This window comes from Enterobacter mori LMG 25706 (assembly GCF_000211415.1).
Taxonomy (GTDB): domain Bacteria; phylum Pseudomonadota; class Gammaproteobacteria; order Enterobacterales; family Enterobacteriaceae; genus Enterobacter; species Enterobacter mori.
The window spans coordinates 347419-372303 of the sequence record NZ_GL890775.1 but is presented as its reverse complement, the minus strand read 5'-3'; the positions used below and the strand labels follow the sequence as shown (position 1 = coordinate 372303).

Here is a 24885-nt window from a genome sequence, read left to right as displayed (position 1 = left end):
TTTTCCCTCCCTCTCCCTGTGGGAGAGGGTCGGGGTGAGGGCATCAGGCCGCACCGTCGTTCAACACACTCTCCTGCCTGAACCGCCGCAATTCCACCAGCGCCACTAACAACATCACGCCAACCATCGCTAACGCAAACCCGCTGCTGCTCGCCGAGGCCACCGGGGTCATTATCGCCCCCAGGCCGCCGAGGATCGCCGCGCCAATGGCATCACCCGTCACGTTCTGCGCCGTCCACAGGCCGTTAATGCGCCCAAGCATCCCTTCCGGCGTCTGGGTCTGGATCAGGGTGTATTGCAAAAGTGAGCTGATGGCGCTCAGCCAGCCGAAGATCACCAGACACAGCACGCCCAGCGCCCACACCGGCATCAGGCTAAAGAAGCCAATGGCGATAAACGACGCCAGCGTGGCAAGCAGCATAATCAACCCCGGACGCGCGCTTTGCGCCAGGTTGCCGCTGGTCAGCGCTCCGCATGCCGCGCCGAGCGGAATGGCGGCGTACAGCACGCCAATCTCCGAGGCGCTCATCTGCCACTCTCCCGCCAGCGCCGGGTAGAGCACGCGCACGGCGCTCGCCATCGTCAGCAGGCCACCGAGCAGCGCAATCCCGCCAATTAGCGGGTTGCTGAACAGGAAACGAATAGCGGCCATCAGTGATTTCAGCGGATGCTCGCGCGGCTGCGGCGGAGGCGGCAGCAGCGGCAGGCGCAGCAGGGTCAGGGTGGTGATGAAGGTCCCCGCCGCCGCCAGCCCGTAGTTCCACGCCACGTTGCCGGTCGCCAGCAGCAGGCCGCCCACCATCGGCGAAATCACCGAGCCGAGGCGCACGGTGAGCATGGTGATCGCCCCCGCCTGCATCAGATTCTCGCGCCCGACCAGCGCGGGCGTTGCCGCCAGCAGCGCCGTCACGCCCAGCGAGGCGAAGAAACCGTCCCACAGCCCCAGCGCGTAAATGGCGATCAGCGACGGCTCCGGCAGCATGGCGTTCAGACACAGCCCGATAAAGCCCACGCCGCAGGTGCCGCGCGCCAGCAGGATCAGCTTCTTACGCTCGTAGCGGTCCGCCAGTACGCCGCCGACCATCAGGCCGATGAACATCGCCCCGCCGGTTAAGGTGACGGATAACCCCACCAGCCAGCTGGAGTGCGTCAGGGTCTGGATCTGTACCGGCACGGCCACGCCGAGCAGCCCGAGGGACAAAATGGAGATAAAGCGAGCGATAAATACGGCGCGATACGCCGGGTGCGTTTTCAGCAGGCTGAGGTTGAGCAGCCAGGATTTTTGATTCATGACAAAGCCTTGAGTCTATTTCTACCCTTTCCATGGGCGCACATGCTAACATAGCCAAATAAGATAGATAACGATAATCACTATCATTATCAAATCATGGATGTTGCTATGTCGTTTTCCTCTTCTGCGGTGCGCGCCGTTGCCGTGCCCGTTTTACTGCTGCTCATGAGCCTTGCGGTTGCACTCAGCCTGCTGGTCGGCGCGAAGCCGCTGCCCGCGTCCGTTATCGTTGATGCGCTCTCCGGCACCTGCCAGAGCGCTGACTGTATTATCGTGCTCGACGCCCGACTCCCCCGCACGCTTGCCGGACTGCTGGCGGGTGGCGCGCTCGGCCTTGCCGGTGCCCTGATGCAAACCCTTACCCGTAACCCGCTGGCGGACCCCGGCATTCTCGGCGTTAACTCCGGCGCCAGCTTTGCCATCGTGCTCGGCGCGGCGCTGTTCGGGTTGACCTCGCCCTCCGAACAGCTGGCGATGGCCTTCTGCGGCGCGCTGGCCGCCTCGCTGGTCGTCGCCTTTACCGGCAGCCAGGGCGGCGGCCAGCTGAGTCCGGTCCGCCTGACGCTGGCTGGCGTGGCGCTCGCGGCGGTGCTGGAAGGCTTATCCAACGGCATCGCCCTGCTCAACCCGGACGTTTACGACCAGCTGCGCTTCTGGCAGGCCGGTTCGCTGGATATCCGCACCCTTGAAACGTTAAAAGTGGTGGCAATCCCGGTCATTATCGCTGCCGCCGTGGCGCTGTTTTTAAGCCGCGCGCTCAACAGCCTGAGTCTCGGCAGCGACACCGCGACCGCCCTCGGCAACCGCGTGGCGCGCACGCAGCTGATTGGTCTGCTCGCCATCACCGTGCTGTGCGGCAGCGCGACCGCGGTGGTCGGCCCGATCGCCTTTATTGGCCTGATGATGCCGCACATGGCGCGCTGGCTGGTGGGGGCGGATCACCGCTGGTCGCTGCCGGTGACGCTGCTGGCCACCCCTGCCCTGCTGCTGTTTGCCGACGTGCTGGGCCGCCTGCTGGTGCCCGGTGAACTGCGCGTCTCGGTGGTCAGCGCCTTTATCGGCGCGCCAGTGCTGATCTTCCTGGTACGCCGTAAACGCGGAGGTGGCGCATGATGGCCCCGTCCCGTCGTTTACTCACCAGCGTCTCGCTGCTGCTTATAGCCATTCTGCTGCTGGCGGTCTGGAGCCTGCGCAGCGGCGCGGTCACGCTCGATTTTGCGCAGGTCTTTAACGCCCTGCTCGGCAGCGCGCCGCGCAACATCACTATGGTAGTGACGGAGTGGCGACTGCCGCGCGTGGCGATGGCAATTCTGGTGGGCGCGGCGCTCGGCGTGAGCGGTGCGATATTTCAGTCGCTGATGCGCAACCCGCTCGGCAGCCCGGACGTGATGGGCCTCAACACCGGGGCCTGGAGCGGCGTGCTGGTGGCGATGGTGCTGTTTGGTCAGCACCTGACGGCGATTACCTTTACGGCGATGGCGGGCGGCATTCTGACGTCATTACTGATCTGGGCGCTGGCCTGGCGCAACGGTATCGACACCTTCCGTCTGATCATCATGGGGATCGGCATACGCGCCATGCTGATGGCCTTTAACACCTGGCTTTTACTGCAGGCCTCGCTGGAAACCGCGCTCTCCGCCGGGCTGTGGTATGCCGGTTCCCTCAACGGCCTGACGTGGGGTAAAACCTGGCCCGCCGCGCCGCTGATTTTGCTGATGTTTATCGGCGCGCTGCTGCTGGTGCGACGCATGCGCCTGCTGGAGATGGGCGACGACAGCGCCTGCGCGCTGGGGGTGGGCGTCGAGCGCTCGCGCCTGATGCTGATGCTGGTCGCCGTACTGCTGACTGCCGCCTCTACCGCTATCGCCGGGCCGATTTCGTTTATCGCCCTCGTGGCACCGCACATCGCCCGCCGCCTTAGCGGGACGCCGCGCTGGGGATTAACCCAGGCGGCGTTCTGCGGCGCATTGTTGCTGCTGGCCGCCGATCTCTGCGCCCAGCGGCTGTTTATGCCTTATCAACTGCCGGTGGGCGTGGTGACCGTCAGCCTCGGCGGGATTTACCTCATCGTCTTGCTCGTTCAGGAGTCACGCAAGAAATGACAGATTCTACAACCCGCTTGCGCGGCGAAAATCTTACCCTCGGCTACGGCAAAAAAATCATTGCCCGTGACTTATCCGTCGCCATTCCGGACGGCCATTTTACGGCAATCATCGGGCCGAACGGCTGCGGCAAATCGACCCTGCTGCGCACGCTGAGCCGCCTGATGACGCCGGCTGAAGGCAGCGTGTTCCTCGACGGAGAGCAGATCCAGCGCTTCGCCAGCAAAGAGGTGGCGCGGCGCATCGGGCTGCTGGCGCAAAACGCCACCACACCGGGAGACATCACGGTACAGGAGCTGGTCTCGCGCGGGCGCTATCCGCACCAGCCGCTGTTCACCCGCTGGCGTAAAGAGGATGACGAGGCGGTCAGCCGCGCGATGCGGGCGACGGGGATTACCGATCTCGCCCTGCAAAGCGTGGACACCCTCTCCGGCGGGCAGCGTCAGCGGGCGTGGATCGCGATGGTGCTGGCGCAGGAGACCTCCATCATGCTGCTGGACGAGCCGACGACCTGGCTCGACATCAGCCATCAGATTGACCTGCTGGAGCTGCTGAGCGAGCTGAACCGCACGCAGGGCTACACCCTGGCAGCGGTGCTGCACGATTTAAACCAGGCGTGCCGCTACGCCACGCATTTGATTGCGCTACGCGACGGCGAGATTGTGGCGCAGGGCGCGCCGAAAGAGATTGTGACGCCGGAGCTGATCGAGCGGATCTACGGCATGCGCTGCATGATTATTGACGATCCGGTGGCGGGTACGCCGCTGGTGGTGCCGTTAGGCAAGCGTGCGGTCTGATGCCCTCACCCCGGCCCTCTCCCACAGGGAGAGGGAGCAAACCATCCCCTCTCCCCGTGGGAGAGGGTTAGGGTGAGGGGCATTTGCACTACCCCAAAATCTCCCTCAACACCGGCCCTATCTGCTCAAACGCCTGCGGTGAAATGATATCCACGTGGGCGCAATCCTGGCTATACACCTCAAGTTCCGCCACCCACGGCGACCAGGCCTGCTGCGGATCCATCGTTCGCGTGCGCTCGGCGACAAACAGCGTCGCTTTCCCCTCAAACCGCGCGCGGTGCGCGGTGGTGAGCAGCCGTACCGCGTCGGCGTAGTTGCCCTCAATGGCGCTAAACAGCTCGCTGGAGCCCTGCCCCTGCTGGGCGGCGATAAACGCCTGGCGCTCGCGCTCGATTTCCGCCAGCACCTCCGGGTCGAGACCGTTGGCCTCTTTCTCCGCCCAGTTCTGAGTTTCCGGCGGCCAGGTATCCAGCAGACCGAGGAACGCGACCTCTTCCCCCTGCGCGCGCAGACGCGCCGCAATGCCCTGCGCCAGCGTGCCGCCGAGGGAATAGCCGAACAGGTAATACGGCCCCTGCGGCTGCTGCTTACGCAACGTATTCAGATGATGCTCAATCACTCCATCCAGATCCGCACACTGCTGCATCGGCCCTTCCGGGCGCGGCGACTGAATGCCCATGATGGACCAGCGCGGGCTGAGGTAGCGCGCCAGCACGCTAAACTGCCAGGCAAAGCCGGACGCCGGATGGAAGCAGAACAGCGTCGGGCCGTCGCTCTCGCGCAGCGGCAGAAGGGTTTCATACCCCAGGCGCTGCGCCTGCTCGTCGCTCATCTGCGAGTCCAGCAGCGCGCTGAGCTTGCTGACCGTGGAGGCGACCATAATCTGTCCCGGCGTCACCCTGCGTTCGAACGCGCGGCTAAGCTGTGCCGCCAGGCGCATCGCCAGCAGCGAGTGGCCACCGAGGGCAAAAAAGTCGGCTTCAATGTCGTTCACCTCACAGCCCAGCAGCGCGGAAAACGCCTGCGCGACGACGACTTCGGTTTCCGTCTCCGGCGCACGGCCGGAGGATTTACTCGTCAGCTCCGGCAGCGGCAGCGCCTTGCGATCCAGCTTGCCGTTCGCGCTGAGCGGCAGCGCGCTGATTTGCAGCAGCACCACCGGCACCATGTGCGGCGGCAGCTGGGCTTTGAGCGACGCCAGCAGCGCGTCGCGATCCAGCGGTAAGCCGGATTCAGAGACGACATACCCTACCAGCTGACGGGCATCGCCGCCGGTTGCCACCGCCTGGTTGAACACGCAGGCGTGGGCGACGGCCTGGGCGACGTCCGGCAGCGACAGCATCGCCCGGTCGATCTCGCCCAGCTCGATGCGCTGGCCGCGAATTTTCAGCTGATCGTCGCTGCGGCCGAGATATTCCACCGCGCCGTTGTCCAGCCAGCGGGCAACGTCGCCGGTGCGGTACATCCGCTCGCCGGGGGCAAACGGGTCGGCGATAAAGCGGCTGGCGGTGAGGTCCGGACGGCCCAGATACCCCTGCGCCAGCTGAATGCCGGTAAGATACAGGTCGCCCGCCACGCCGAACGGCACCGGGCGCATCATCGCGTCAAGGATGCGTAGCCCCGTGTTCCACACCGGGAAGCCAATTGGCACGCTGTTGCCTTCCACCGCCGCCAGCTCGGGGCCAAACGCCGGATACCAGCTCACATCCACCGCCGCTTCCGTTGGACCATAGAGGTTGTGCAGCGGCGCACGGGTGAGCTGTTCCCACTCCCGGCACAGCCCGGTCGGCAGCGCTTCGCCGCTACAGAACACCTGCTTAAGGGTTTTGCAACACGCAGCGTTTTCGGGGGTCAGCGAGGCGACAAAGGCCGCCAGCATCGACGGCACGAAGTGGGTGGTGGTCACGCCGTACCGGGCGAAGAAACTCTGCATTGCCTGCGGATCGCGGTGCGCGTCCGGCTCGGCCATCACCAGCTTCGCCCCGGCGATAAACGGCCACCAGAACTCCCACACCGACACGTCAAAGCTGCACGGCGTTTTCTGCGCCACCACGTCAAACGCCGTCAGAGGGTAATGGTCCTGCATCCACTTCAGGCGGTTAACGATGGCGGTATGGCCGACCATGACCCCTTTCGGGCGTCCCGTCGAACCGGAGGTAAAGATGATGTACGACGTCTGCTCTGGCTTCGCCAGGCGCAGCGGTTCAGCACCCGCGGCCGGTAACAGTGTGTTGTAACTAAATGCCGTAATCGGCAGGTCGCTAAAGCGCGGGAGCTGCTCGTCGGTGGTAATGAGCAGGGACGGCTTCGCGTCCTCCAGCATCATCCGCAGGCGGTCGTCCGGGTAGCCGGTATCCAGCGGCAGCCACGCGGCACCGGCCTCGACGATGCCGTGCAGCGCCAGCGTCAGGAACACCGAGCGCGGGAGTGCCACCGCCACGCTGTCGCCCGGCTTCACGCCGCGCTCGCGCAACAGGTTTGCCAGCGCGACGACCTGCTCGCGCATCTGGCGATAGTTCAGTTCGATGTGCGCATCCGCCAGCGCAGGGGCGTCCGGCGTTTTGCTCGCCTGCTCCGCCACCAGATCCGCCAGCGTGGTAGACGGCAGCGCCAGCCCGGTATCGTTGATGCGGGCGAGCTTCGCGTATTCCTGTTCTGAAACAGTTTCCACTTCGCCGCAGCGCAGGTCCGGATTAGCCGAAAACTGCAGCAGCATCGCGTTCAGGCGCGCCACGTGACGGGTAAGCGTCGCCTCATCGTAACGCTGTTTATTGGCGAGGATCTCAATGCGGAGATCGCCCTGCTCGTCCGGGAACAGCGCCAGCTCGAGATCGTTCACCGGGCCGGTTGCCAGCGTGTGGGTGATGGCCTCCACGCCGTCGATATCCAGCTGATAATCGAAAACCTTAACGTTCAGCACCGGGCCAAACAGCGCTTCGTCGCCTGCGGCACGCCCGCTGTCGCGCACGATCTGCTCGGCGTCGTAGCGCTGATGGCGGCGCATTTTTTTCAGCTGGTTAGCCAGTCGCAGCGCCAGCGCGGGCAGGCTCTCCTGCGCGTCGATATTGACCGCCAGCGGCAGCACGTTCAGCACCGGCCCGGTCGCGGTGAGCGCCGCGGAACCCATGCGGCGCATAAAGATAAACCCGGCGGCGTAGTCCAGCCGTCCGGTGAGGCGGCCCAGCCACAGCGCCACCAGCGCAAGCGCCAGATCGGTGCGCTGCGCCTGCCCTGCCGCCTGTGCAAGCTGGCTAAAGGCCCGGCCGTCCATTGCAATTTTCAGGCGCAGAATGTCAGTAGTGGCGGCGCGTCCCGGCAGCGGCGCGGAAGAGAGCGAGACCGGAGAAGGAAGCTGCTTGCGCTGCTCTGCCCAGAAGGCACCGTCGCGCGCGTATGCCTCGCTGTCGCGATAGCGCTGATACTCATCCACCACTTCGGCAAACGGCGTAAACGGGGATGCAGGCGTCGGTTCACCCTTTTTCCAGGCGGTATAAATCGCGGCGATCTGGCGGGTAATGGCCGGGAAGCTGAAGCCATCCACCACCAGATGGTGATAGCGCTGATACCAGTACCAGTGGTTTTCCCCCACCTGAATCAGCTGGTGAAACGCCAGCGGCTGCCCGCTGTCGACGCGCAGGTTCTGGTTAAGATCGGCCTCCATCAGCGCCACGGCGTCGTCGTGAGAGGTAGCGCGAACGATGGACGGCTCCGCCAGAACGAAGGTGTCATCCACCCACTGCCACACCTCGCCGTTATCCTCGGCGAAACGCATCCGCAGGGTATCGGCCTGCATCATGCCTTCAGCAATCGCTTTTGCCAGCAATGGCGCGTCAATGTCGCCTTTCAGTTCGGTGTAGTGCGCCACGCTCCAGGCGTTTGGCAGGGAGGAAAGCTGCTCCGCCATCCAGATACCCGGCTGGGCGGCAACGAGAGGAAGACGGTTCATGCGCTCCCCTCCGCAAAATGGGACGGGACAAGCGTTTGCCAATGCCCGGCAAGCCACTGCCGGCACGCCTCCTGGGACTGCGGCTCGCAGACAACGCGCCAGCCTGCGGGCAGGTCGCACTGCTGCGGCCACAGGCTGTACTGCCCCTGGTCGTTTTGCAGAATGGCGAACTGTCCCTGCGGATTATCGAAAGGATTGCTGAATTCCATACAGACTCCGTTAGTGAATAAGCGGCTGCCAGAGGGTCATCAGCCCCTGCGTCAGCCCACCGCGCCAGCAAAGCGCATCGTGCCCGCCGTCAACCTGGCGCCAGAAAATCGGCTGCTGCGTGTGTAGTTCGGCGAAAATCGCCTGATTCGCGCGGAAGATAAGCGGCTCGTTGCGCCCGGCCTCGAGGACAATGCGCAGCCCGCGTGCGGTTTTTTCACCCGCTTTAAGTTGTTCGATGAGCAGCCCGTCCTGCTGCGCGCCGCGGTGCGGCCACCAGTAGGAGCCGGACTGGCTGAGGATGCAGCCAAAACGCTGCGGCCAGTTGAGGCCAGCATAAAGCGAAGAGAGGCCACCAAAGCTCTGGCCCGCCACGATGGTCCGATCGGCACGGTCGCTGAACGAGGCGGTTGTTTTCACAAGGGGAAGGAGTTCTTCCTGCGCCGCCAGCCAGAAATCGGGATTACAGGGCAGTTCCCGGCTGCGATGTTCTGTGTCGATCGCATCAATTAAGACATAGACCGCAGGCGGCAGTTTGCCGTTGCGGGTCAGCGACGCCAGCGCAGGCCAGACGGGCATGCTTTCGGCCCAGAACTGCCCGTCGAGCAGCACCGCCAGCGGGCGCCCGGAGCTGTCATCTCCGGTGGTAAAAATCCACACGCGGCGACGGTTGTTGAGACGTGCACTGTTCCACTCAATGCAGACTGGTGGCTGATACGGCGTTTCGGAACGATCCCAGCCGGGCTGAACGGGGGCATCCGGCATCTCCAGCGCCGAGACGGCGTGACCGCGCCCGCCGCGCCAGCTCTGCGGATTCAGCGGGTCGGAGACCGCGTGCGGCAACAGCTTGCGCCAGCCTTCGCGCAGCGCCATGCGGTCCGGCTGCTCGCCTTCAAACACTGCGCTGGCAAAATCGTTTTCGTTATCGGAGGGGATGAAACAGTAGCTGCCGCGCCATTCAGGGCTGAACTCGCCCTGCCACTGCCAGACGTCGGTATCCGGGATGCGCTCAAGAGATTGCGGGCGGGCATTTTGATGATGATCGGTCACGCCGGTGATGTAGAGCCAGACGCGTTTAACCGTTGATGTTTTCTGCGTTCCTGCCGGGTCACGCCACCAGAAGGTGACGCGATAATTCGCCTTCAGACGTTCCCATTCTGGCCCGTTTTTGGACTGCCACCAGGCTTCACTTCCCGTTGTTAACGCCGTCACCCTTATAACCTCATGTTTAACAGTCTTTTTTGTTTCAGGACAAATTTTATTGATAATATTATTGATAACTATTTGCATTTGCAATAGCGTAATGCCCGCGCTGTGGGAAGCGCGCTCATTAAATAACCATAAAAGCGGGACGTACAATGAATAAGAAGATTCACTCTCTGGCCTTGCTGGTCAATTTAGGGATTTATGGTGTCGCGCTGCCCGCCATGGCAGACGACAACACCGCCACCGCGCAGCACGAAGACACGATGGTGATCACCGCCGCCGAGCAGAACCTGCAGGCGCCGGGCGTGTCGACCATCACCGCCGATGAAATCCGCAAAAACCCGCCCGCGCGGGACGTGGCTGAAATCATCCGCACCATGCCGGGCGTCAACCTGACCGGAAACTCCACCAGCGGCCAGCGCGGGAACAACCGTCAGATTGACATTCGCGGCATGGGCCCGGAAAACACCCTGATCCTGATCGACGGTAAGCCGGTCACCAGCCGTAACTCCATCCGCCTGGGCTGGCGCGGCGAGCGTGATACCCGCGGCGATACCGGCTGGGTGCCACCAGAGATGATCGAACGCATCGAAGTGATCCGCGGCCCGGCCGCCGCGCGCTACGGTAACGGCGCGGCTGGCGGCGTGGTGAACATCATCACCAAAAAATTCGACAACCAGTGGCACGGCTCCTGGAACACCTACCTGAATGCGCCAGAACACAAGGACGAAGGTTCCACCAAGCGCACCAACTTCAGCCTCAGCGGTCCGCTGGGCGGCGATTTCAGCTTCCGCATGTTCGGCAACCTGGACAAAACCCAGGCCGACGCGTGGGACATCAACCAGGGCCACCAGTCTGACCGTACCGGTGCTTATGCCGACACGCTGCCCGCAGGCCGTGAAGGTGTGGAAAACAAAGACATCAATGGCGTGGTGCGCTGGGACTTCGCGCCAATGCAGTCTCTGGAGTTTGAAGCCGGCTACAGCCGCCAGAACAACCTGTACGCAGGTGACACGCAGAACACCAACAACGACAATAGCTCCAGCGGGCTGGTGAAGAAAAACTACGGTAAAGAGACTAACCGTATCTACCGCCAGAACTTTGCGGTGACCTGGAACGGCGGCTGGGATAACGGCATTACCACCAGCAACTGGGCGCAGTACGAACACACCCGTAACTCCCGTCTGGGCGAAGGGCTGGCGGGCGGTCTGGAAGGATTGTTCAACAGCAATAAATTCACCGACACCGACCTGGCCGACGTGATGCTGCACAGCGAAATCAACCTGCCGATTGATTTCATCGTCAACCAGAACCTGACGCTGGGCACCGAGTGGAACCAGCAGCGCATGAAGGATTCCACCTCTAACACCCAGGCCCAGCAGGGCGGCACCATTCCGGGCATGAGCGACGACCGCAGCCCGTACTCCTCGGCGGAGATTTTCTCCCTGTTCGCCGAAAACAACATGGAGTTGACCGACAGCACCATGCTGACCCCTGCCCTGCGCTTCGATCACCACACCATCGTCGGCAACAACTGGAGCCCGTCGCTCAACCTCTCGCAAGGCCTTGGCGATGAATTCACGCTGAAGATGGGGATCGCGCGCGCCTACAAAGCACCGAGCCTGTACCAGACTAACCCGAACTACCTGCTCTACAGCAAAGGTCAGGGCTGCTACGCAAGCTCCGACGGCGTGGGCTGCTACATGATGGGTAACGACGACCTGAAAGCTGAAACCAGCATCAACAAAGAGATCGGTCTGGAGTGGAAACGTGACGGCTGGCAGGCGGGTGTCACCTGGTTCCGTAACGACTATCGCGACAAGATTGAAGCAGGCTACGCGCCGATTGGCCAGACGTCCACCAGCAAAGTCACCACCGATATTTACCAGTGGGAAAACGTGCCGAAGGCGGTGGTCGAAGGTCTGGAAGGCTCCCTGAACGTGCCGGTCAGCGACACCATTAACTGGACCAACAACATCACCTACATGCTGCAGAGCAAAAACAAGGAGACCGGCGACCGTCTGTCGATCATTCCTGAGTACACGCTGAACTCAACCCTGAGCTGGCAGGTCCATCAGGACGTGTCGCTCCAGTCGACCTTCACCTGGTACGGCAAGCAGCAGCCGAAGAAGTACAACTACAAAGGTCAGCCGGTGACCGGGTCTGAGAAAGACGAAGTCAGCCCGTACAGCATCGTGGGCCTGAGCGCGACCTGGGACGTGACCAAAAACGTCAGCCTGACCGGCGGCGTAGACAACGTCTTCGACAAGCGCCAGTGGCGTGCGGGTAATGCCCAGACCACCGGGAACACCACGACCGGTGCGTATATGTACGGTGCGGGTGCGTATACGTATAATGAGCCGGGCCGGACCTGGTATATGAGCGTGAATACGCATTTCTAGGTGAAAGCAAAACGGCAACCCTGTTGCCGTTTTTAGTGTTTGCTCCCTCTCCCTGTGGGAGAGGGTCGGGGTGAGAGCGAGGTAAAAGCAAAACAGCAACCCTGTTGCCGTTTTTAGTGTTTGCTCCCTCTCCCTGTGGGAGAGGGCCGGGGTGAGGGCATCAGGCCGCACTATTCGTTGATAAAGGAAATCCCATGCACACCACCCACCGCACGTTTGCTCTCGCCAACCTCACCGTCCACCGCATTACCTTCGACCCCGCCACCTTCACCGACGCCGATCTCCTCTGGCTCCCCCACCACGCTGAGCTTTCACACGCCGGACGCAAACGCAAAACCGACCATCTTGCCGGACGCATCGCCGCCGCGCACGCCTTACCGGATCACCCCATTCCCGGCATCGGCACCAGCGGCGAACCGCTCTGGCCGGACGGTATTTCCGGTAGCATCACCCACAGCGGCACGCAGGCCATGGCGGTCGTGGTCCATGAGCGACAGGCGCTTATCGGCATCGATTGCGAAGCGATACTTCCCGAAAACGAAGCCAGAGAAATAAAGGATGGGATCATCGATGTGCAGGAAGAGCCTGTGCTTTCCCGCTCGGGATACCCGTTCGCCCTTGCACTGACGCTGGTGTTTAGCGCCAAAGAGAGCCTGTTTAAAGCCCTCTTTCCACGGGTGCAGGCCTATATGGGGTTTGACAGCGCCCGGGTGACAAAGCTTGACGATAAGACGCTTACGCTGGCGTTGACTCATCAACTGGCAGGCTTTAACGAAGGCGCAGCCTTCACCCTTCACTGGCAACAGCAGGGTGAACAGGCGATCACCCTGCTGTCACGCTCTCCTGCCGACGGGCCTTCACGCTGGTGACCCCGAACGTCACGATAAACACCATTGCGAACAGCACTACGATGGTCGGCGCAGGCGCGCTGTCGAGATAAAACGACGCATATACACCGCTTACCGACACGAGGGCTGAAACGGCGACCGCGACCAGCAGCGCCATGTGGAAGCGTCGGGTGATCAGCACCGCCACCGCGCCGGGGGCAATCAGCAGCGAAATTGACAGAATAATCCCCACCGCCTTCAGCGTCGCCACGATGGTTAGCGAGACCATGCACAGTAAGCCGTAGTGCAGCCAGCGGGTGCGCAGCCCGCTCACCTGCGCCTGCTGGTAATCAAAGCAGAACAGCAGAAAGTCGCGCCACTTCAGGCCAATCACCAGCGCGATCAGCCCCGCCACGATCCCGCTTTGCAGAATGTCCATCCCGTTAATGCCCAGCATATCGCCGAACAGAATGTGGTCGAGATGCACCTCGGGTTTGACGGCGATATAAAGGATCAGGCCCGCGCCGAACATGCCGGAAAACACGATCCCCATGACCGTATCCTGCTTGATTCGGCTGTTATCCTTCAGGTATCCGGTGGCGACCGCGCAGAACAACCCGGCTACAAACGCCCCCAGCGCCAGCGGCAGGCCCATCATCCACGCCAGCACCACGCCGGGAAACACCGCGTGGCTCATGGCGTCGCCCATCAGCGCCCAGCCTTTCAGCACCAGAAAAACCGACAGCAGCGCGCAGGGCACGGCCACCAGAAGTGAAATCAGCAGCGCGTTGTTCATAAACGCAAACTGGAAAGGGTCGAGAAGCAGCGCCATCATGGCTGTGCCTCCTGCGTCTGATGCGCCCGACGGCGGCTGGCGAGCAGCCCGTGCTGCGGCGCAAAGACGAACGCCAGCAGGAACAGCAGCGTCTGGGCCACGACGATAATGCCGCCGGTCGCGCCGTCCAGATAGTAGCTGGCCCACGCGCCGAGGAAGCTGGTGATGCTGCCAATGGCGACCGCAATCATCAGCAGGCGCGGAAAGCGGTCGGTCAGCAGCCACGCGGTCGCGCCGGGGGTGACCACCAGACAGATCACCAGAAACGCACCGACGGTTTGCAGCGCCGCCACGGTAGAGACCGCCAGCAGGGTAAAGAAGAGGATTTTCAGGCGTTCAGGACGCAGGCCGATGGCGCGGGCGTGGTTCTCATCAAAAAAGGTCACCATCAGATCTTTCCATTTGAACAGCAGGATAACCATCGACACCACGCCGATAATCGCCAGCTGAACGATATCCTCCGGGGCGATAGCCAGAATATTGCCGAGCACGATGGTCTGAATGTTCACCGAGGTCGGGTTGAGCGAGACCATAAACAGCCCGAGCCCGAAAAAGGAGGAGAAGATCAGCCCGATGATGGCATCCTCCTTCAGGCGGCTGCGCTGGTTGAGAAACAGCATGCTGCCCGCCGCCAGCCCGCCCGACAGAAACGCCCCCAGCGAGAACGGCAGCCCGAGCATGTAAGCGCCCGCCACACCGGGCACAATGGAGTGCGACAGTGCATCGCCGATCAGCGACCAGCCTTTAAGCATCAGATAGCAGGAGAGAAACGCGCACAGCCCGCCCACCATCGCCGAGACCCACATCGCGTTGAGCATGTACTCGTAGCCGAAGGGTTCGAGAAGCGCGTTCATTTTGCCTCCTGTCGGTGCGTCACGAAGGGGCGTTCATCGTCGGTAATAATGCGATCTTCCGAGCCGCTGAGCACCACATGGCGCAGCACGCCGCTAAAGGCGCGCTCGAGATTTTCGGCGGTAAAGGTGGTTTCCGTCGGGCCGCTCGCCAGAACGGTGCCCTTGACCATCACCGTGTAATCGCAAAACTCCGAGACCGAGCCCAGGTTATGGGTCGAGACCAGCATCGTTTTGCCCTCGTCGCGAAGCTCGCGCAGCAGGCTGATGATCCTGGCTTCGGTTTTGACGTCCACGCCGGTAAACGGCTCGTCGAGCAGGATCACCTCGCCCTGCTGGGCAATCGCCCGGGCCAGAAACACGCGCTTCTTCTGCCCGCCGGACAGCTCGCCAATCTGCCGATGGCGTAGCTCGAGCATATCCACGCGCTTCAGGGCGTCGGTCACGATTTGTCTGTCGCGATCTTTGGGCCGACGCAGAAACCCCATGTGCCCGTAGCGGCCCATCATCACCACATCTTCGACCAGCACCGGAAACGACCAGTCAACCTCTTCCGACTGCGGCACGTAGGCGACCAGGTTCTGGCGCAGCGCCCGGTGAGGCGGCAGCCCCAGAATGGTGATAGTGCCGCTCGCCGCCCGCACAAAGCCCATCACCGCCTTAAACAGCGTGGATTTGCCGGAACCGTTCACGCCAACCAGGGCGGCAATCGATCCGCCCGGCACGCTGAACGACGCGTCGCGCAGCGCCGTGTGGCCGTTGCGGTAGGTCACGGTGACGTCTGAGACAACAATCCCCTCGTGCATGGTTACTCCTTCATGCCGTCACGGATGCCCTGCACCAGCGTGCGGGTGGTGACGTTCAGCAGATCGATATAGGTCGACACCGGGCCGTTTTCCGCGCTCAGTGAGTCGACGTACAGCACGCCGCCGTAGTGGGTGTCGGTTTCCCGCGCCACCTGACGCGCGGGCTTATCGGAGACCGTGCTTTCGCTGAACACCGCCGGGATATGATGTTTTTTCACCTGGTCGATCACCTTGCGCACCTGCTGGGGCGTGCCCTGCTGATCGGCGTTGATCGGCCACAGGTAAAGCTCTTTCATCCCCAGATCCCGCGCCAGATAGGAGAAGGCACCTTCGCTGGTTACCATCCAGCGCTTGTCTTCCGGGATCTCCGCCACCTGCTTACGCAGCGGTTCGAGAGTGGCGGTGATCTTCTGCTTGTAGGCTTCAGCGTTGCGCTGATAGGTCTGTGCGTTGGCCGGATCGTACTTCACCAGCGCGTCGCGGATGTTATCGGCGTAAATCAGGGCGTTGTCCGGCGACATCCACGCGTGCGGGTTGGGCTTGCCGTTATACGGCCCCTCGCCGATCCCCATCGGCGTAATGCCGTTAGTGACAATCACTTCCGGCACGCCGTTCAGGTGCTGATAAAAGCGCTGGAACCAGAGTTCCAGATTCATGCCGTTCGCCAGAATCAGCTGCGCCTTCTGTGCGCGTTTTATATCGCCCGGAGTGGGCTGATACTCGTGAATTTCAGCGCCCGGCTTAGTGATGGACGTCACGTCTGCGGCGTCACCCGCCACGTTTTTCGCCATATCAGCGATAACGGTAAAGGTGGTGATAACCTGAAACTTTTCAGCCGCCAGCGCGCCGGTCGTGGTCGCAGTCATGAGCAGCGCGCCGAGCAACAGACGCTTCAATCCTTGCCGTGGGTGCATCGCAGAAGTCTCCTGAGGTGATTAAATTCAAAGCAAAATTAGCCCGTGCTATAAGGTATAGCACAGGCTATATTTAAATGAAAATGGTTATCATTAAAGTTGTGTCAATGAAAGGCGAGCCTGATGGCGCTTCGCTTATCAGGCCTACCGAAAAGCAGTTTTGTAGGCCGGGTAAGCGCAGCGCTACCCGGCAAGAAAGACGGCTGAATTGTTAATGACAAATGTTTGTCATCAATCAAACATCCGGGAACATCACGCTATTCCCCGGCGCTTCCCTGTGCAGATGGATAAAGTTCAGGTGCCGTTCATACTGATCCAGAATGTCCGTAATCACCTGCTCCTTGCTGTAATCCATCAAATCATTCCCCTGGCTCCCTTCCAGCAGGAAGGTCTCCAGCCGGTAGTAGGTCGACTTCCCGCTGCGCGCCCGGGAGGTAAAGCCGGGAACGGAATACTGCTGTGGCCAGATCTGATAGACAAAGTTCTGCTCGTCGCCCATGTGCACCAGCAGATCCAGGTGTCCCAGGTTCTCGCCCTCGTCCGGCGGCAGGTTTTTCAGCTCTACGTAGGCACCGCGCAGCTTCAGCTCCTGCGCCACCTCTTGCATTGCCGGGTAACACACCGTCTCCATCATCTGTCGGGTATAGCGCGTGCCGGGGTAGTTCATCAGGCGTGAGAGGCGTTTCTTCCAGCTCAGGCGATCCTGCGCCCCCAGCGGTCGCGGCGCGGTGTCGCGGTTGGCGCTTTCGCGGCGGTAATCTTCCACCTTGAGCGATTTATACAGCCCGGCCATCACGAAGAAGATCACGAAGCTGAACGGCAGACCCATGATCACCGTGGTGTTCTGCAGCGCAGAGATACCGTTGGTCATCAGCATGCCGAGCGTCAGCAGTCCGATGGCGACGGACCAAAAGATGCGCAGCCAGTTCGGCGCGTCGCTGTTGATGTCCTTCAGCTTCGAGGTGAAGTTGCCCAGCACCAGCGCGCCGGAATCCGCCGAGGTGACGTAAAACAGCAGGCCAGTGATGGTCGCCACCGAAGCGCTAAAAGTAAACGCCGGATACTGCGCCAGCAGGCTATAGAAGCCGCGCTCCGGGGGCGCCATCGCTTCCTGCGCAAAGGTTGCATTGCCGTGGATAATTTCGTGCAGCGCGCTGTTGCCGAAAATCGACAGCCACAGCAGGGTAAAGGTGAACGGGATAATCAGCGTACCCATTACGAACTGACGAATGGTGCGGCCACGCGAAATGCGCGCGAGGAACAGGCCGACAAACGGCGACCACGCGACCCACCACGCCCAGAAGAACAGCGTCCAGTTGTTCATCCACTCTACCGGGCGGTCGAAGGCGAAGCTGTTCAGCGTCATGCCCATAAAGCGGTTCACGTAGTCGCCCACGTTGAGCACTAAGGCATTGAGCAGGAACGAGGTGTCGCCCATAAACAGCACGAACAGGATCAGTCCCAGCGCCAGCGCCACGTTCAGCTCGGACAGCACGCGGATGCCCTTATCAACGCCAGACGTCACCGAAATGGTGGCGATAATGACGGAGAGCGCAATCAGCGCCGCTTTGGCGGCCATCGAATCCGGGATATCAAACAGCACGCTCAGCCCGTAGTTGAGCTGCACCACACCAATCCCGAGCGTCGTCGCGATACCGAAGATGGTGCCGATCACCGCCGCAATGTCGACGCTGTGGCCAATCGGGCCGTTAATTTTTTTCCCGAAAATCGGATACAGCGCAGAGCGGATGGTGAGGGGCAAATTATAACGATAGCTAAAGTATCCGAGCGCCATGCCCATCAGGGCGTACATCGACCAGCCGGTCAGACCGTAGTGGAACAGCGTCCAGACCATCGCCTGGCGCGCGGCCTCCATCGTCTGCCCTGCCCCTTCAGGCGGCTGCATATACTGCGTGACCGGTTCCGCCACGGAGAAGAACATCAGGTCGATGCCGATGCCCGCGGCAAACAGCATCGCGGCCCAGCTCAGCAGGCTGAACTCGGGCTTGGACTGCTCTGGCCCGAGCTTCACCGAACCGAAGCGCGAGCAGGCAATGCAGACCACGAAGACAATATAGAGCGTCGCCGCCAGCAGATAGTACCAGCCGAAGGTCTTCGACACCCAGTTCAGGGTGCGCCCAATCCACTCGGCAGAAAAATCACGAAAGAAGATCGTCGTCAGGGAAAACAACAAAATCAGCCCGGCGGAAGTATAAAAAACGACCGGGTTGATTTTGTCTTTTTCTCTGTCCTGTGAAAGGTCTGTCATCCAGTATCCCCACTGTTTTTGTAACTATTGAAATCCAAATCCGCAACAATTAAGACACATTTTATATTGAACGTCCAATCAAAAACCGCTTTAATGTATTACCAACGCTGATGAATGGAGTGGCAAAAATGCCCAAAGTGGGGATGCAGCCAATCCGGCGCAGGCAGCTTATCGACGCCACGCTGGAAGCAATTAATGAAGTGGGAATGCATGACGCGACCATCGCGCAGATCGCCCGTCGGGCGGGCGTTTCCACGGGGATCATCAGCCATTACTTCAAAGACAAAAACGGTCTGCTGGAAGCGACCATGCGCGACATCACCGGCCAGCTTCGCGACGCGGTATTGAGTCGTCTGCACGCCCTGCCGGACGCCAGCGCGGAGCAGCGATTGCAGGCCATTGTCGGCGGCAACTTTGATGAAACCCAGACCAGCGGCGCGGCGATGAAGGCCTGGCTGGCCTTCTGGGCGAGCAGCATGCACCAGCCGATGCTCTACCGCCTGCAGCAGGTGAGCAGCCGCCGTCTTCTGTCGAACCTGGTGTACGAGTTCCGCCGCGAGCTGCCCCGCGAACAGGCCGAAGAGGCGGGCTATGGGCTGGCGGCGCTGATTGACGGCCTATGGCTGCGCGCCGCGCTGAGCGGCAAACCGCTGGATAAGACGCTGGCCCAGTCGCTTACCAGCCACTTTATCAGCCAGCATTTACCGACCGAATAACCGAGGAGGATTTATGTCCCGAATGGCAGAACAGCAGCTTTATATCAATGGTGGTTATACATCCGCCACCAGCGGTCGCACCTTCGAGACCATCAACCCGGCCAACGGTGAAGTTCTGGCGACCGTACAGGCCGCCGGAAGAGAAGACGTCAATCGCGCCGTGGAAAGCGCACAGCGCGGGCAAAAAATCTGGGCGGCGATGACCGCCATGGAGCGCTCGCGCATTCTGCGTCGCGCCGTCGATATCCTGCGCGAGCGCAACGACGAACTGGCGAAGCTGGAAACCCTCGACACCGGTAAAGCGTATTCCGAAACCTCAACCGTCGACATCGTCACCGGCGCGGACGTGCTGGAATACTACGCGGGGCTGATCCCGGCGCTGGAAGGCAGCCAGATCCCGCTGCGTGAGACCTCATTCGTCTACACCCGCCGCGAGCCGCTGGGCGTGGTGGCGGGCATCGGGGCGTGGAACTACCCGATCCAGATCGCCCTGTGGAAATCCGCCCCGGCGCTGGCGGCGGGCAACGCGATGATCTTCAAGCCGAGCGAAGTGACCCCGCTCACCGCCCTGAAGCTTGCCGAGATCTACACCGAAGCGGGCGTTCCGGACGGCGTGTTTAACGTCCTGCCGGGCGTGGGTGCGGAGACCGGCCAGTACCTGACCGAGCATCCGGGCATCGCCAAAGTCTCCTTTACCGGCGGCGTCGCCAGCGGCAAGAAGGTGATGGCCAACTCGGCGGCCTCGTCCCTGAAAGAGGTGACGATGGAGCTGGGCGGCAAATCCCCGCTCATTATTTTTGACGACGCGGATCTCGATCTCGCGGCGGACATCGCCATGATGGCGAACTTCTTCAGCTCCGGCCAAGTGTGCACCAACGGCACCCGCGTGTTCGTGCCCGCGAAATTTAAAGCCGCGTTTGAGCAGAAAATCGTCGAGCGCGTGGGCCGCATCCGCGCGGGCGATCTGTTCGATGAACGCACCAACTTTGGCCCGATGGTCAGCTTCCCGCACCGCGACAGCGTGCTGCGCTACATCGCCAAAGGCAAAGAGGAAGGCGCGCGCGTGCTGTGCGGTGGTGACGTGCTGAAGGGTGACGGCTTTGATAACGGCGCGTGGGTCGCCCCGACCGTGTTCACCGACTGCACCGACGAGATGACCATCGTGCGCGAAGAGATCTTCGGCCCGGTGATGTCCATCCTCTCCTATGAATCCGATGAAGAAGCGATCCGCCGCGCCAACGACACCGACTACGGACTGGCGGCGGGCATCGTCACTGCCGACCTGAACCGCGCGCATAGCGCCATTCATCAGCTTGAAGCGGGCATCTGCTGGATCAACACATGGGGTGAATCCGCCGCAGAAATGCCGGTGGGTGGCTACAAGCACTCCGGCATTGGCCGCGAGAACGGGGTGATGACGCTCCAGAGCTACACCCAGGTGAAGTCCATCCAGGTTGAGATGGGTAAATTCCAGTCCATATTTTAACCGGGAGGTTTATTTGCAATTTGACTACATCATTATCGGGGCCGGCTCTGCCGGCAACGTACTGGCAACGCGACTGACTGAAGATCCGAATACCACCGTCCTGCTGCTTGAGGCGGGCGGGCCGGATTACCGCTTTGACTTCCGCACCCAGATGCCCGCCGCGCTGGCGTTTCCGCTGCAGGGCAAGCGTTACAACTGGGCGTATGAAACCGAGCCAGAGCCGTATATGAACAACCGCCGCATGGAGTGCGGACGCGGCAAAGGGCTGGGCGGCTCGTCGCTGATCAACGGCATGTGCTACATCCGCGGTAACGCGATGGATCTGGACAACTGGGCCAAAGAAACGGGCCTTGAACACTGGAGCTACCTCAACTGCCTGCCCTACTACCGCAAGGCGGAAACGCGCGACGTGGGCCCGAACGACTACCACGGCGGCGACGGCCCGGTGAGCGTCACCACCTCGAAACCGGGCGTGAACCCGCTGTTTGAAGCGATGGTCGAAGCCGGCGTGCAGGCGGGCTATCCGCGCACTGAGGATCTCAACGGCTATCAGCAGGAAGGCTTCGGGCCGATGGACCGCACGGTGACGCCGCAGGGCCGACGCGCCAGCACCGCGCGCGGCTATCTGGACCAGGCGAAGCCGCGTCCGAACCTGACCATCCGCACACACGCCATGACCGATCATATTGTCTTTGACGGCAAACGCGCCGTGGGAGTCGAGTGGCTGGAAGGCGAAAGCACTATCCCATCCAAAGCGACGGCGAACAAAGAGGTGCTGCTGTGCGCAGGGGCCATTGCCTCCCCGCAGATCCTGCAGCGCTCCGGCGTGGGCAATGCGGGGCTGCTGAAGCAGTTCGATATTCCGCTGGTACACGACCTGCCCGGCGTGGGCGAAAACCTGCAGGATCACCTGGAGATGTACCTCCAGTACGAATGCAAAGAGCCGGTCTCCCTCTGCCCTGCCCTGCAGTGGTGGAACCAGCCGAAGATTGGCGCGGAGTGGCTGTTTGGCGGCACCGGCGTGGGTGCGAGCAACCACTTCGAAGCGGGCGGGTTTATCCGCAGCCGCGAAGAATTCGAGTGGCCGAACATCCAGTACCACTTCCTGCCAGTGGCGATTAACTACAACGGCTCGAACGCGGGAAAAGAGCACGGCTTCCAGTGCCACGTCGGCTCCGTGCGTTCCCCGAGCCGCGGCCACGTGCGGATTAAATCCCGCGATCCGCACCAGCATCCGGCAATTCTGTTCAACTATATGTCCCACGAGCAGGACTGGCAGGAGTTCCGCGACGCGATCCGCATCACCCGCGAGATCATGCACCAGCCCGCGCTGGACAAGTACCGCGGTCGCGAAATCAGCCCGGGCGTCGAGTGCCAGACCGACGAGCAGTTGGACGAGTTCGTGCGCAACCATGCCGAAACCGCTTTCCACCCGTGTGGCACCTGCAAAATGGGTTACGACGAGATGGCGGTGGTCGACGGCGAAGGCCGCGTTCACGGACTGGAAGGGCTGCGCGTGGTGGATGCGTCGATCATGCCGCAAATCATCACCGGCAACCTGAACGCCACCACCATCATGATTGGCGAGAAGATTGCCGACGCCATTCGCGGGCGCGAGCCGCTGACGAAGAGCACGGCGGCGTATTATGTGGCGAACGGGGCGCCGGTTCGCCATTGAGTTGCCTGATGCCCTCTCCCACAGGGAGAGGGTGACAACCTATTCCCTCTCCCTGTGGGAGAGGGTTAGGGTGAGGGAAAATTACTGCCGAAATTCCTCTAACCGCTTAATCTGCCGCCCTTCCCCGTCAAAATTCTCCGCCGCCAGCCAGGCGCGCAGCTCCGCGTCCCTTTCCGGCCACTCGCTGTCAATAATAGAGAGCATATCGCTGTCGCGGTTGCGGCCTTTGCGCACCAGCTTCTGGCGCAGCCGTCCCTCCCAGACAAACCCCAGCCTCTCTGCCGCGTTGCGCGAGGCGATATTCATCGAATCACACTTCCACTCCAGCCGACGGTACTTATGCTCGAAGGCGTTTTTCAGCAGCAGCCACACCGCTTCGGTGCCGATGCGGGTGCCTTTCATCTTGCGCGACCAGGTGACGTGGCCGATTTCCACCGAGCCGAGAAACCGCTCGATCGCCATATAGCTCACCAGCCCTACCGCTTTTTCGGTGCGTAAATCGATCACGGCAAAGGGCACCAGGTCATCGTCCAGCACCTTTCCCAGCACCCAGTGCGCGGTCGCTTCCACGCTTTCCGGCTGCGTGCTGGCAAGCCACGTCCAGTCGCTGTCGTCGCCCAGAGCATAGGCTTCGAACAAATCTGAAGAGTGATGCTCCGCATCCAACGGCTCAAGACGGCAGTACTGGCCGGTAAGCGGCGTGCGGGTTAACACGCGGGCGCATTTCCAGTCCGGGACGATATCGTTAACGGTTTGACCATGTTGATTGATTTCGGGCACGGCGTTGACTCCCTGAAAGGTAAGGAGTTTGTTATAGCAGGTTAAAAAGCGGGCGAGAAGCAGCGTATTTTAATAGCCCGAGCGCATGCATTATTCCCGGAAGGCATAAGGAAAGCTGAATTTCGACTTTGCGTAATTTCAGAGACCACCTAACGTAGCGGAGCATAAAACAATCACAATATATTTTCTTCAGGGATCGCTATGACTAAAAAATTGCTGCCGTTACTGGTGCTGGCTGCGCTCTCAAGCGTTGCCCACGCCGCTACTCCGCCCAACACGCTGGTTGTCGCGCAGGGGCTTGATGACATCGTGAGCCTCGACCCGGCCGAAGCCAACGAGCTTTCCAGCATCCAAACCGTGCCGAGCCTGTATCAGCGCCTGGTGCAACCGGACCGCGATAACCCGGAAAAAATCACCCCGATTCTGGCAGAAAGCTGGGACGCCGACGCGGCAGCAAAAATCCTGACCATCAAGCTCAAGCCCGATGCAAAATTCGCCTCCGGCAACCCACTGCGCCCGGAAGACGTGATCTTCTCATACACCCGCGCCGTGACGCTGAACAAATCCCCGGCCTTTATCCTGAACGTGCTGGGCTGGGACGCCAGCAACATCGCCAGCCAGCTGAAAAAGGTGGATGACCATACCCTCCAGCTTCACTGGACGGCGGACGTCAGCCCGGCGGTGGCGCTGAATATTCTCTCCACGCCGATTGCCTCCATCGTGGATGAAAAGCAGGTTGCGGCGAACGTGAAGGATAACGACTTCGGCAACGCGTGGCTGAAAATGCACTCGGCGGGCAGCGGCGCGTTCAAAATGCGCGTCTATCAGCCGCATCAGGCCATCGTGCTGGAAGCCAACGACTCCGCCCCCGGCGGTGCACCAAAGCTGAAAAGCATCATCATTAAAAACGTCCCCGATCCGGCCTCCCGCCGCCTGCTGATCCAGCAGGGTGACGCGGACGTTGCGCGCGATCTGGGGGCAGATCAGATTAGCGCCCTGGACGGCAAGCCCGGCGTGAAGGTGCTGAGCATCCCGTCCGCCGAGCAAAATTACCTGGTGTTCAACACCGGCAACAGCGCCAACCCGCTGCTGAACAACCCGGCATTCTGGGAGGCCTCGCGCTGGCTGGTCGACTATGAAGGCATCACCAAAAACCTGCTGAAAGGCCAGTATTTTGTTCATCAGAGCTTCCTGCCGGTCGGTCTGCCGGGCGCGCTGGAAGACAATCCGTTTAAATTTGACCCGGCGAAGGCGAAAGCGATCCTCGCCAAAGCGGGCATTAAAGACGCGCACTTCACGCTGGACGTGGAGAACAAGCCGCCGTTTATCACCATCGCCCAGTCGATGCAGGCGAGCTTTGCCCAGGGCGGCGTGAAGGTGGATCTGCTGCCTGCGGCGGGTAGCCAGGTCTATGCCCGCGTGCGCGCGAAGCAGCATCAGGCGGCCATTCGTCTGTGGATCCCGGACTACTTCGATGCGCACTCCAACGCTAGCGCCTTCGCGTGGAACGACGGTAAATCCAGCACCGTGGCCGGCCTGAACGGCTGGAAAATTCCGGATCGGAACAAAGCCACGCTGGCGGCGGTTGCCGAGCCGGATCCGGCGAAGCGTCTGGATCTGTACAAGAAAATGCAGGAACAGCTGCAGCAGAATTCGCCGTACGTGTTCGTCGATCAGGGCAAAACCCAGATCGTGGTGCGCGATAGCGTGAAGGGGTATCAGCAGGGCCTGAACGCGGATATGGTCTGGTACGATCGCGTTACGAAGTAGCC

General features: G+C 61.4%; 19 protein-coding genes. 9 read left to right on the top strand and 10 right to left on the bottom strand.

The features are described from left to right. Window positions 1-43: 43 nt before the first annotated feature. The gene (entS, locus tag ENTMO_RS0106765) at window positions 44-1291 is read right to left on the bottom strand and encodes an enterobactin transporter EntS (RefSeq protein WP_010428416.1); all 1248 of its coding nucleotides are present in this window, start codon (window positions 1289-1291) and stop codon (window positions 44-46) included. Window positions 1292-1399: 108 nt separating this feature from the next. Between entS and fepD the strand changes: the two genes are divergently transcribed. From fepD to fepC, 3 genes are read left to right on the top strand one after another with little or no spacing between them, the layout of a single operon-like run. After that, on the top strand, window positions 1400-2404 hold the full coding sequence (fepD, locus tag ENTMO_RS0106760; RefSeq protein WP_010428414.1) for a Fe(3+)-siderophore ABC transporter permease: 1005 nt from the start codon (window positions 1400-1402) through the stop codon (window positions 2402-2404). Continuing rightward, window positions 2404-3393, top strand: coding sequence for an iron-enterobactin ABC transporter permease (gene fepG, locus ENTMO_RS0106755; RefSeq protein WP_029484999.1), 990 nt, complete (start codon window positions 2404-2406; stop codon window positions 3391-3393). The genes fepD and fepG overlap by 1 nt, the downstream gene beginning before the upstream one ends. Beyond that, window positions 3390-4190: an iron-enterobactin ABC transporter ATP-binding protein gene (fepC, locus tag ENTMO_RS0106750; protein WP_010428401.1), complete on the top strand. Its 801-nt coding sequence runs from the start codon at window positions 3390-3392 to the stop codon at window positions 4188-4190. Before fepG ends, fepC begins: the two co-directional genes overlap by 4 nt. Window positions 4191-4278: 88 nt before the next feature. On the opposite strand, the gene entF is transcribed toward fepC, so the two are convergent. The 3 genes from entF to fes are packed head-to-tail and all read right to left on the bottom strand — an operon-like array spanning window position 4279 to window position 9555. Beyond that, window positions 4279-8136 carry an enterobactin non-ribosomal peptide synthetase EntF gene (gene entF, locus ENTMO_RS0106745; RefSeq protein WP_010428398.1) on the bottom strand — a complete coding sequence of 1286 codons (3858 nt, stop codon included), beginning with the start codon at window positions 8134-8136 and terminating at the stop codon, window positions 4279-4281. Next, on the bottom strand, window positions 8133-8345 hold the full coding sequence (locus tag ENTMO_RS0106740; RefSeq protein ID WP_010428397.1) for an MbtH family protein: 213 nt from the start codon (window positions 8343-8345) through the stop codon (window positions 8133-8135). The genes entF and ENTMO_RS0106740 overlap by 4 nt, the downstream gene beginning before the upstream one ends. 10 nt (window positions 8346-8355) lie before the next feature. After that, a complete protein-coding gene (gene fes, locus ENTMO_RS0106735) occupies window positions 8356-9555 on the bottom strand; it encodes an enterochelin esterase (protein ID WP_010428396.1) in 1200 nt (399 codons plus the stop codon). A 146-nt stretch (window positions 9556-9701) separates the two neighbouring features. On the opposite strand from fes, the gene ENTMO_RS0106730 reads away from it, so the two are divergent. Together ENTMO_RS0106730 and entD are read left to right on the top strand one after the other, a co-directional pair. Further along, entirely contained in the window at window positions 9702-11951 is a 2250-nt protein-coding gene (locus ENTMO_RS0106730) for a TonB-dependent siderophore receptor (protein WP_010428395.1), read from the top strand. A gap of 194 nt (window positions 11952-12145) precedes the next feature. Beyond that, window positions 12146-12820, top strand: a complete 675-nt coding sequence (entD, locus tag ENTMO_RS0106725; RefSeq protein WP_010428394.1) for an enterobactin synthase subunit EntD — start codon at window positions 12146-12148, stop codon at window positions 12818-12820. Here entD and ENTMO_RS0106720 read toward each other — a convergent pair. The 5 genes from ENTMO_RS0106720 to betT all read right to left on the bottom strand — a co-directional run bounded on the left by ENTMO_RS0106720 (window position 12774) and on the right by betT (window position 18453). Beyond that, window positions 12774-13613 (bottom strand): metal ABC transporter permease, encoded by an 840-nt coding sequence (locus ENTMO_RS0106720; RefSeq protein WP_010428393.1) that lies wholly within the window; start codon window positions 13611-13613, stop codon window positions 12774-12776. The two genes, entD and ENTMO_RS0106720, sit on opposite strands and share 47 nt — an antisense overlap. Then, the gene (gene sitC, locus ENTMO_RS0106715) at window positions 13610-14467 is read right to left on the bottom strand and encodes an iron/manganese ABC transporter permease subunit SitC (RefSeq protein ID WP_010428392.1); all 858 of its coding nucleotides are present in this window, start codon (window positions 14465-14467) and stop codon (window positions 13610-13612) included. Before sitC ends, ENTMO_RS0106720 begins: the two co-directional genes overlap by 4 nt. Then, a complete protein-coding gene (gene sitB / locus ENTMO_RS0106710; protein WP_010428383.1) occupies window positions 14464-15270 on the bottom strand; it encodes an iron/manganese ABC transporter ATP-binding protein SitB in 807 nt (268 codons plus the stop codon). Before sitB ends, sitC begins: the two co-directional genes overlap by 4 nt. 2 nt (window positions 15271-15272) lie before the next feature. Further along, window positions 15273-16184, bottom strand: a complete 912-nt coding sequence (locus ENTMO_RS0106705) for a metal ABC transporter substrate-binding protein (RefSeq protein ID WP_010428381.1) — start codon at window positions 16182-16184, stop codon at window positions 15273-15275. Between the two features lie 235 nt (window positions 16185-16419). Next, window positions 16420-18453, bottom strand: coding sequence for a choline BCCT transporter BetT (betT, locus tag ENTMO_RS0106700; RefSeq protein ID WP_010428379.1), 2034 nt, complete (start codon window positions 18451-18453; stop codon window positions 16420-16422). Between the two features lie 128 nt (window positions 18454-18581). Between betT and betI the strand changes: the two genes are divergently transcribed. The 3 genes from betI to betA are packed head-to-tail and all read left to right on the top strand — an operon-like array spanning window position 18582 to window position 22333. Next, window positions 18582-19169 (top strand): transcriptional regulator BetI, encoded by a 588-nt coding sequence (betI, locus tag ENTMO_RS0106695; RefSeq protein ID WP_010428377.1) that lies wholly within the window; start codon window positions 18582-18584, stop codon window positions 19167-19169. A 13-nt stretch (window positions 19170-19182) separates the two neighbouring features. Continuing rightward, window positions 19183-20655, top strand: coding sequence for a betaine-aldehyde dehydrogenase (gene betB, locus ENTMO_RS0106690; protein WP_010428375.1), 1473 nt, complete (start codon window positions 19183-19185; stop codon window positions 20653-20655). A 13-nt stretch (window positions 20656-20668) separates the two neighbouring features. Continuing rightward, a complete protein-coding gene (gene betA, locus ENTMO_RS0106685; RefSeq protein ID WP_010428368.1) occupies window positions 20669-22333 on the top strand; it encodes a choline dehydrogenase in 1665 nt (554 codons plus the stop codon). Window positions 22334-22414: 81 nt separating this feature from the next. Here betA and ENTMO_RS0106680 read toward each other — a convergent pair whose 3' ends face one another. Beyond that, entirely contained in the window at window positions 22415-23113 is a 699-nt protein-coding gene (locus ENTMO_RS0106680) for a GNAT family N-acetyltransferase (protein WP_010428367.1), read from the bottom strand. A gap of 201 nt (window positions 23114-23314) precedes the next feature. Here ENTMO_RS0106680 and ENTMO_RS0106675 point away from each other — a divergent pair, with 201 nt between their 5' ends. Further along, complete coding sequence (locus ENTMO_RS0106675; protein ID WP_010428366.1) at window positions 23315-24883, top strand: ABC transporter substrate-binding protein; 1569 nt, start codon at window positions 23315-23317, stop codon at window positions 24881-24883. The last annotated feature ends 2 nt before the right edge of the window (window positions 24884-24885 follow it).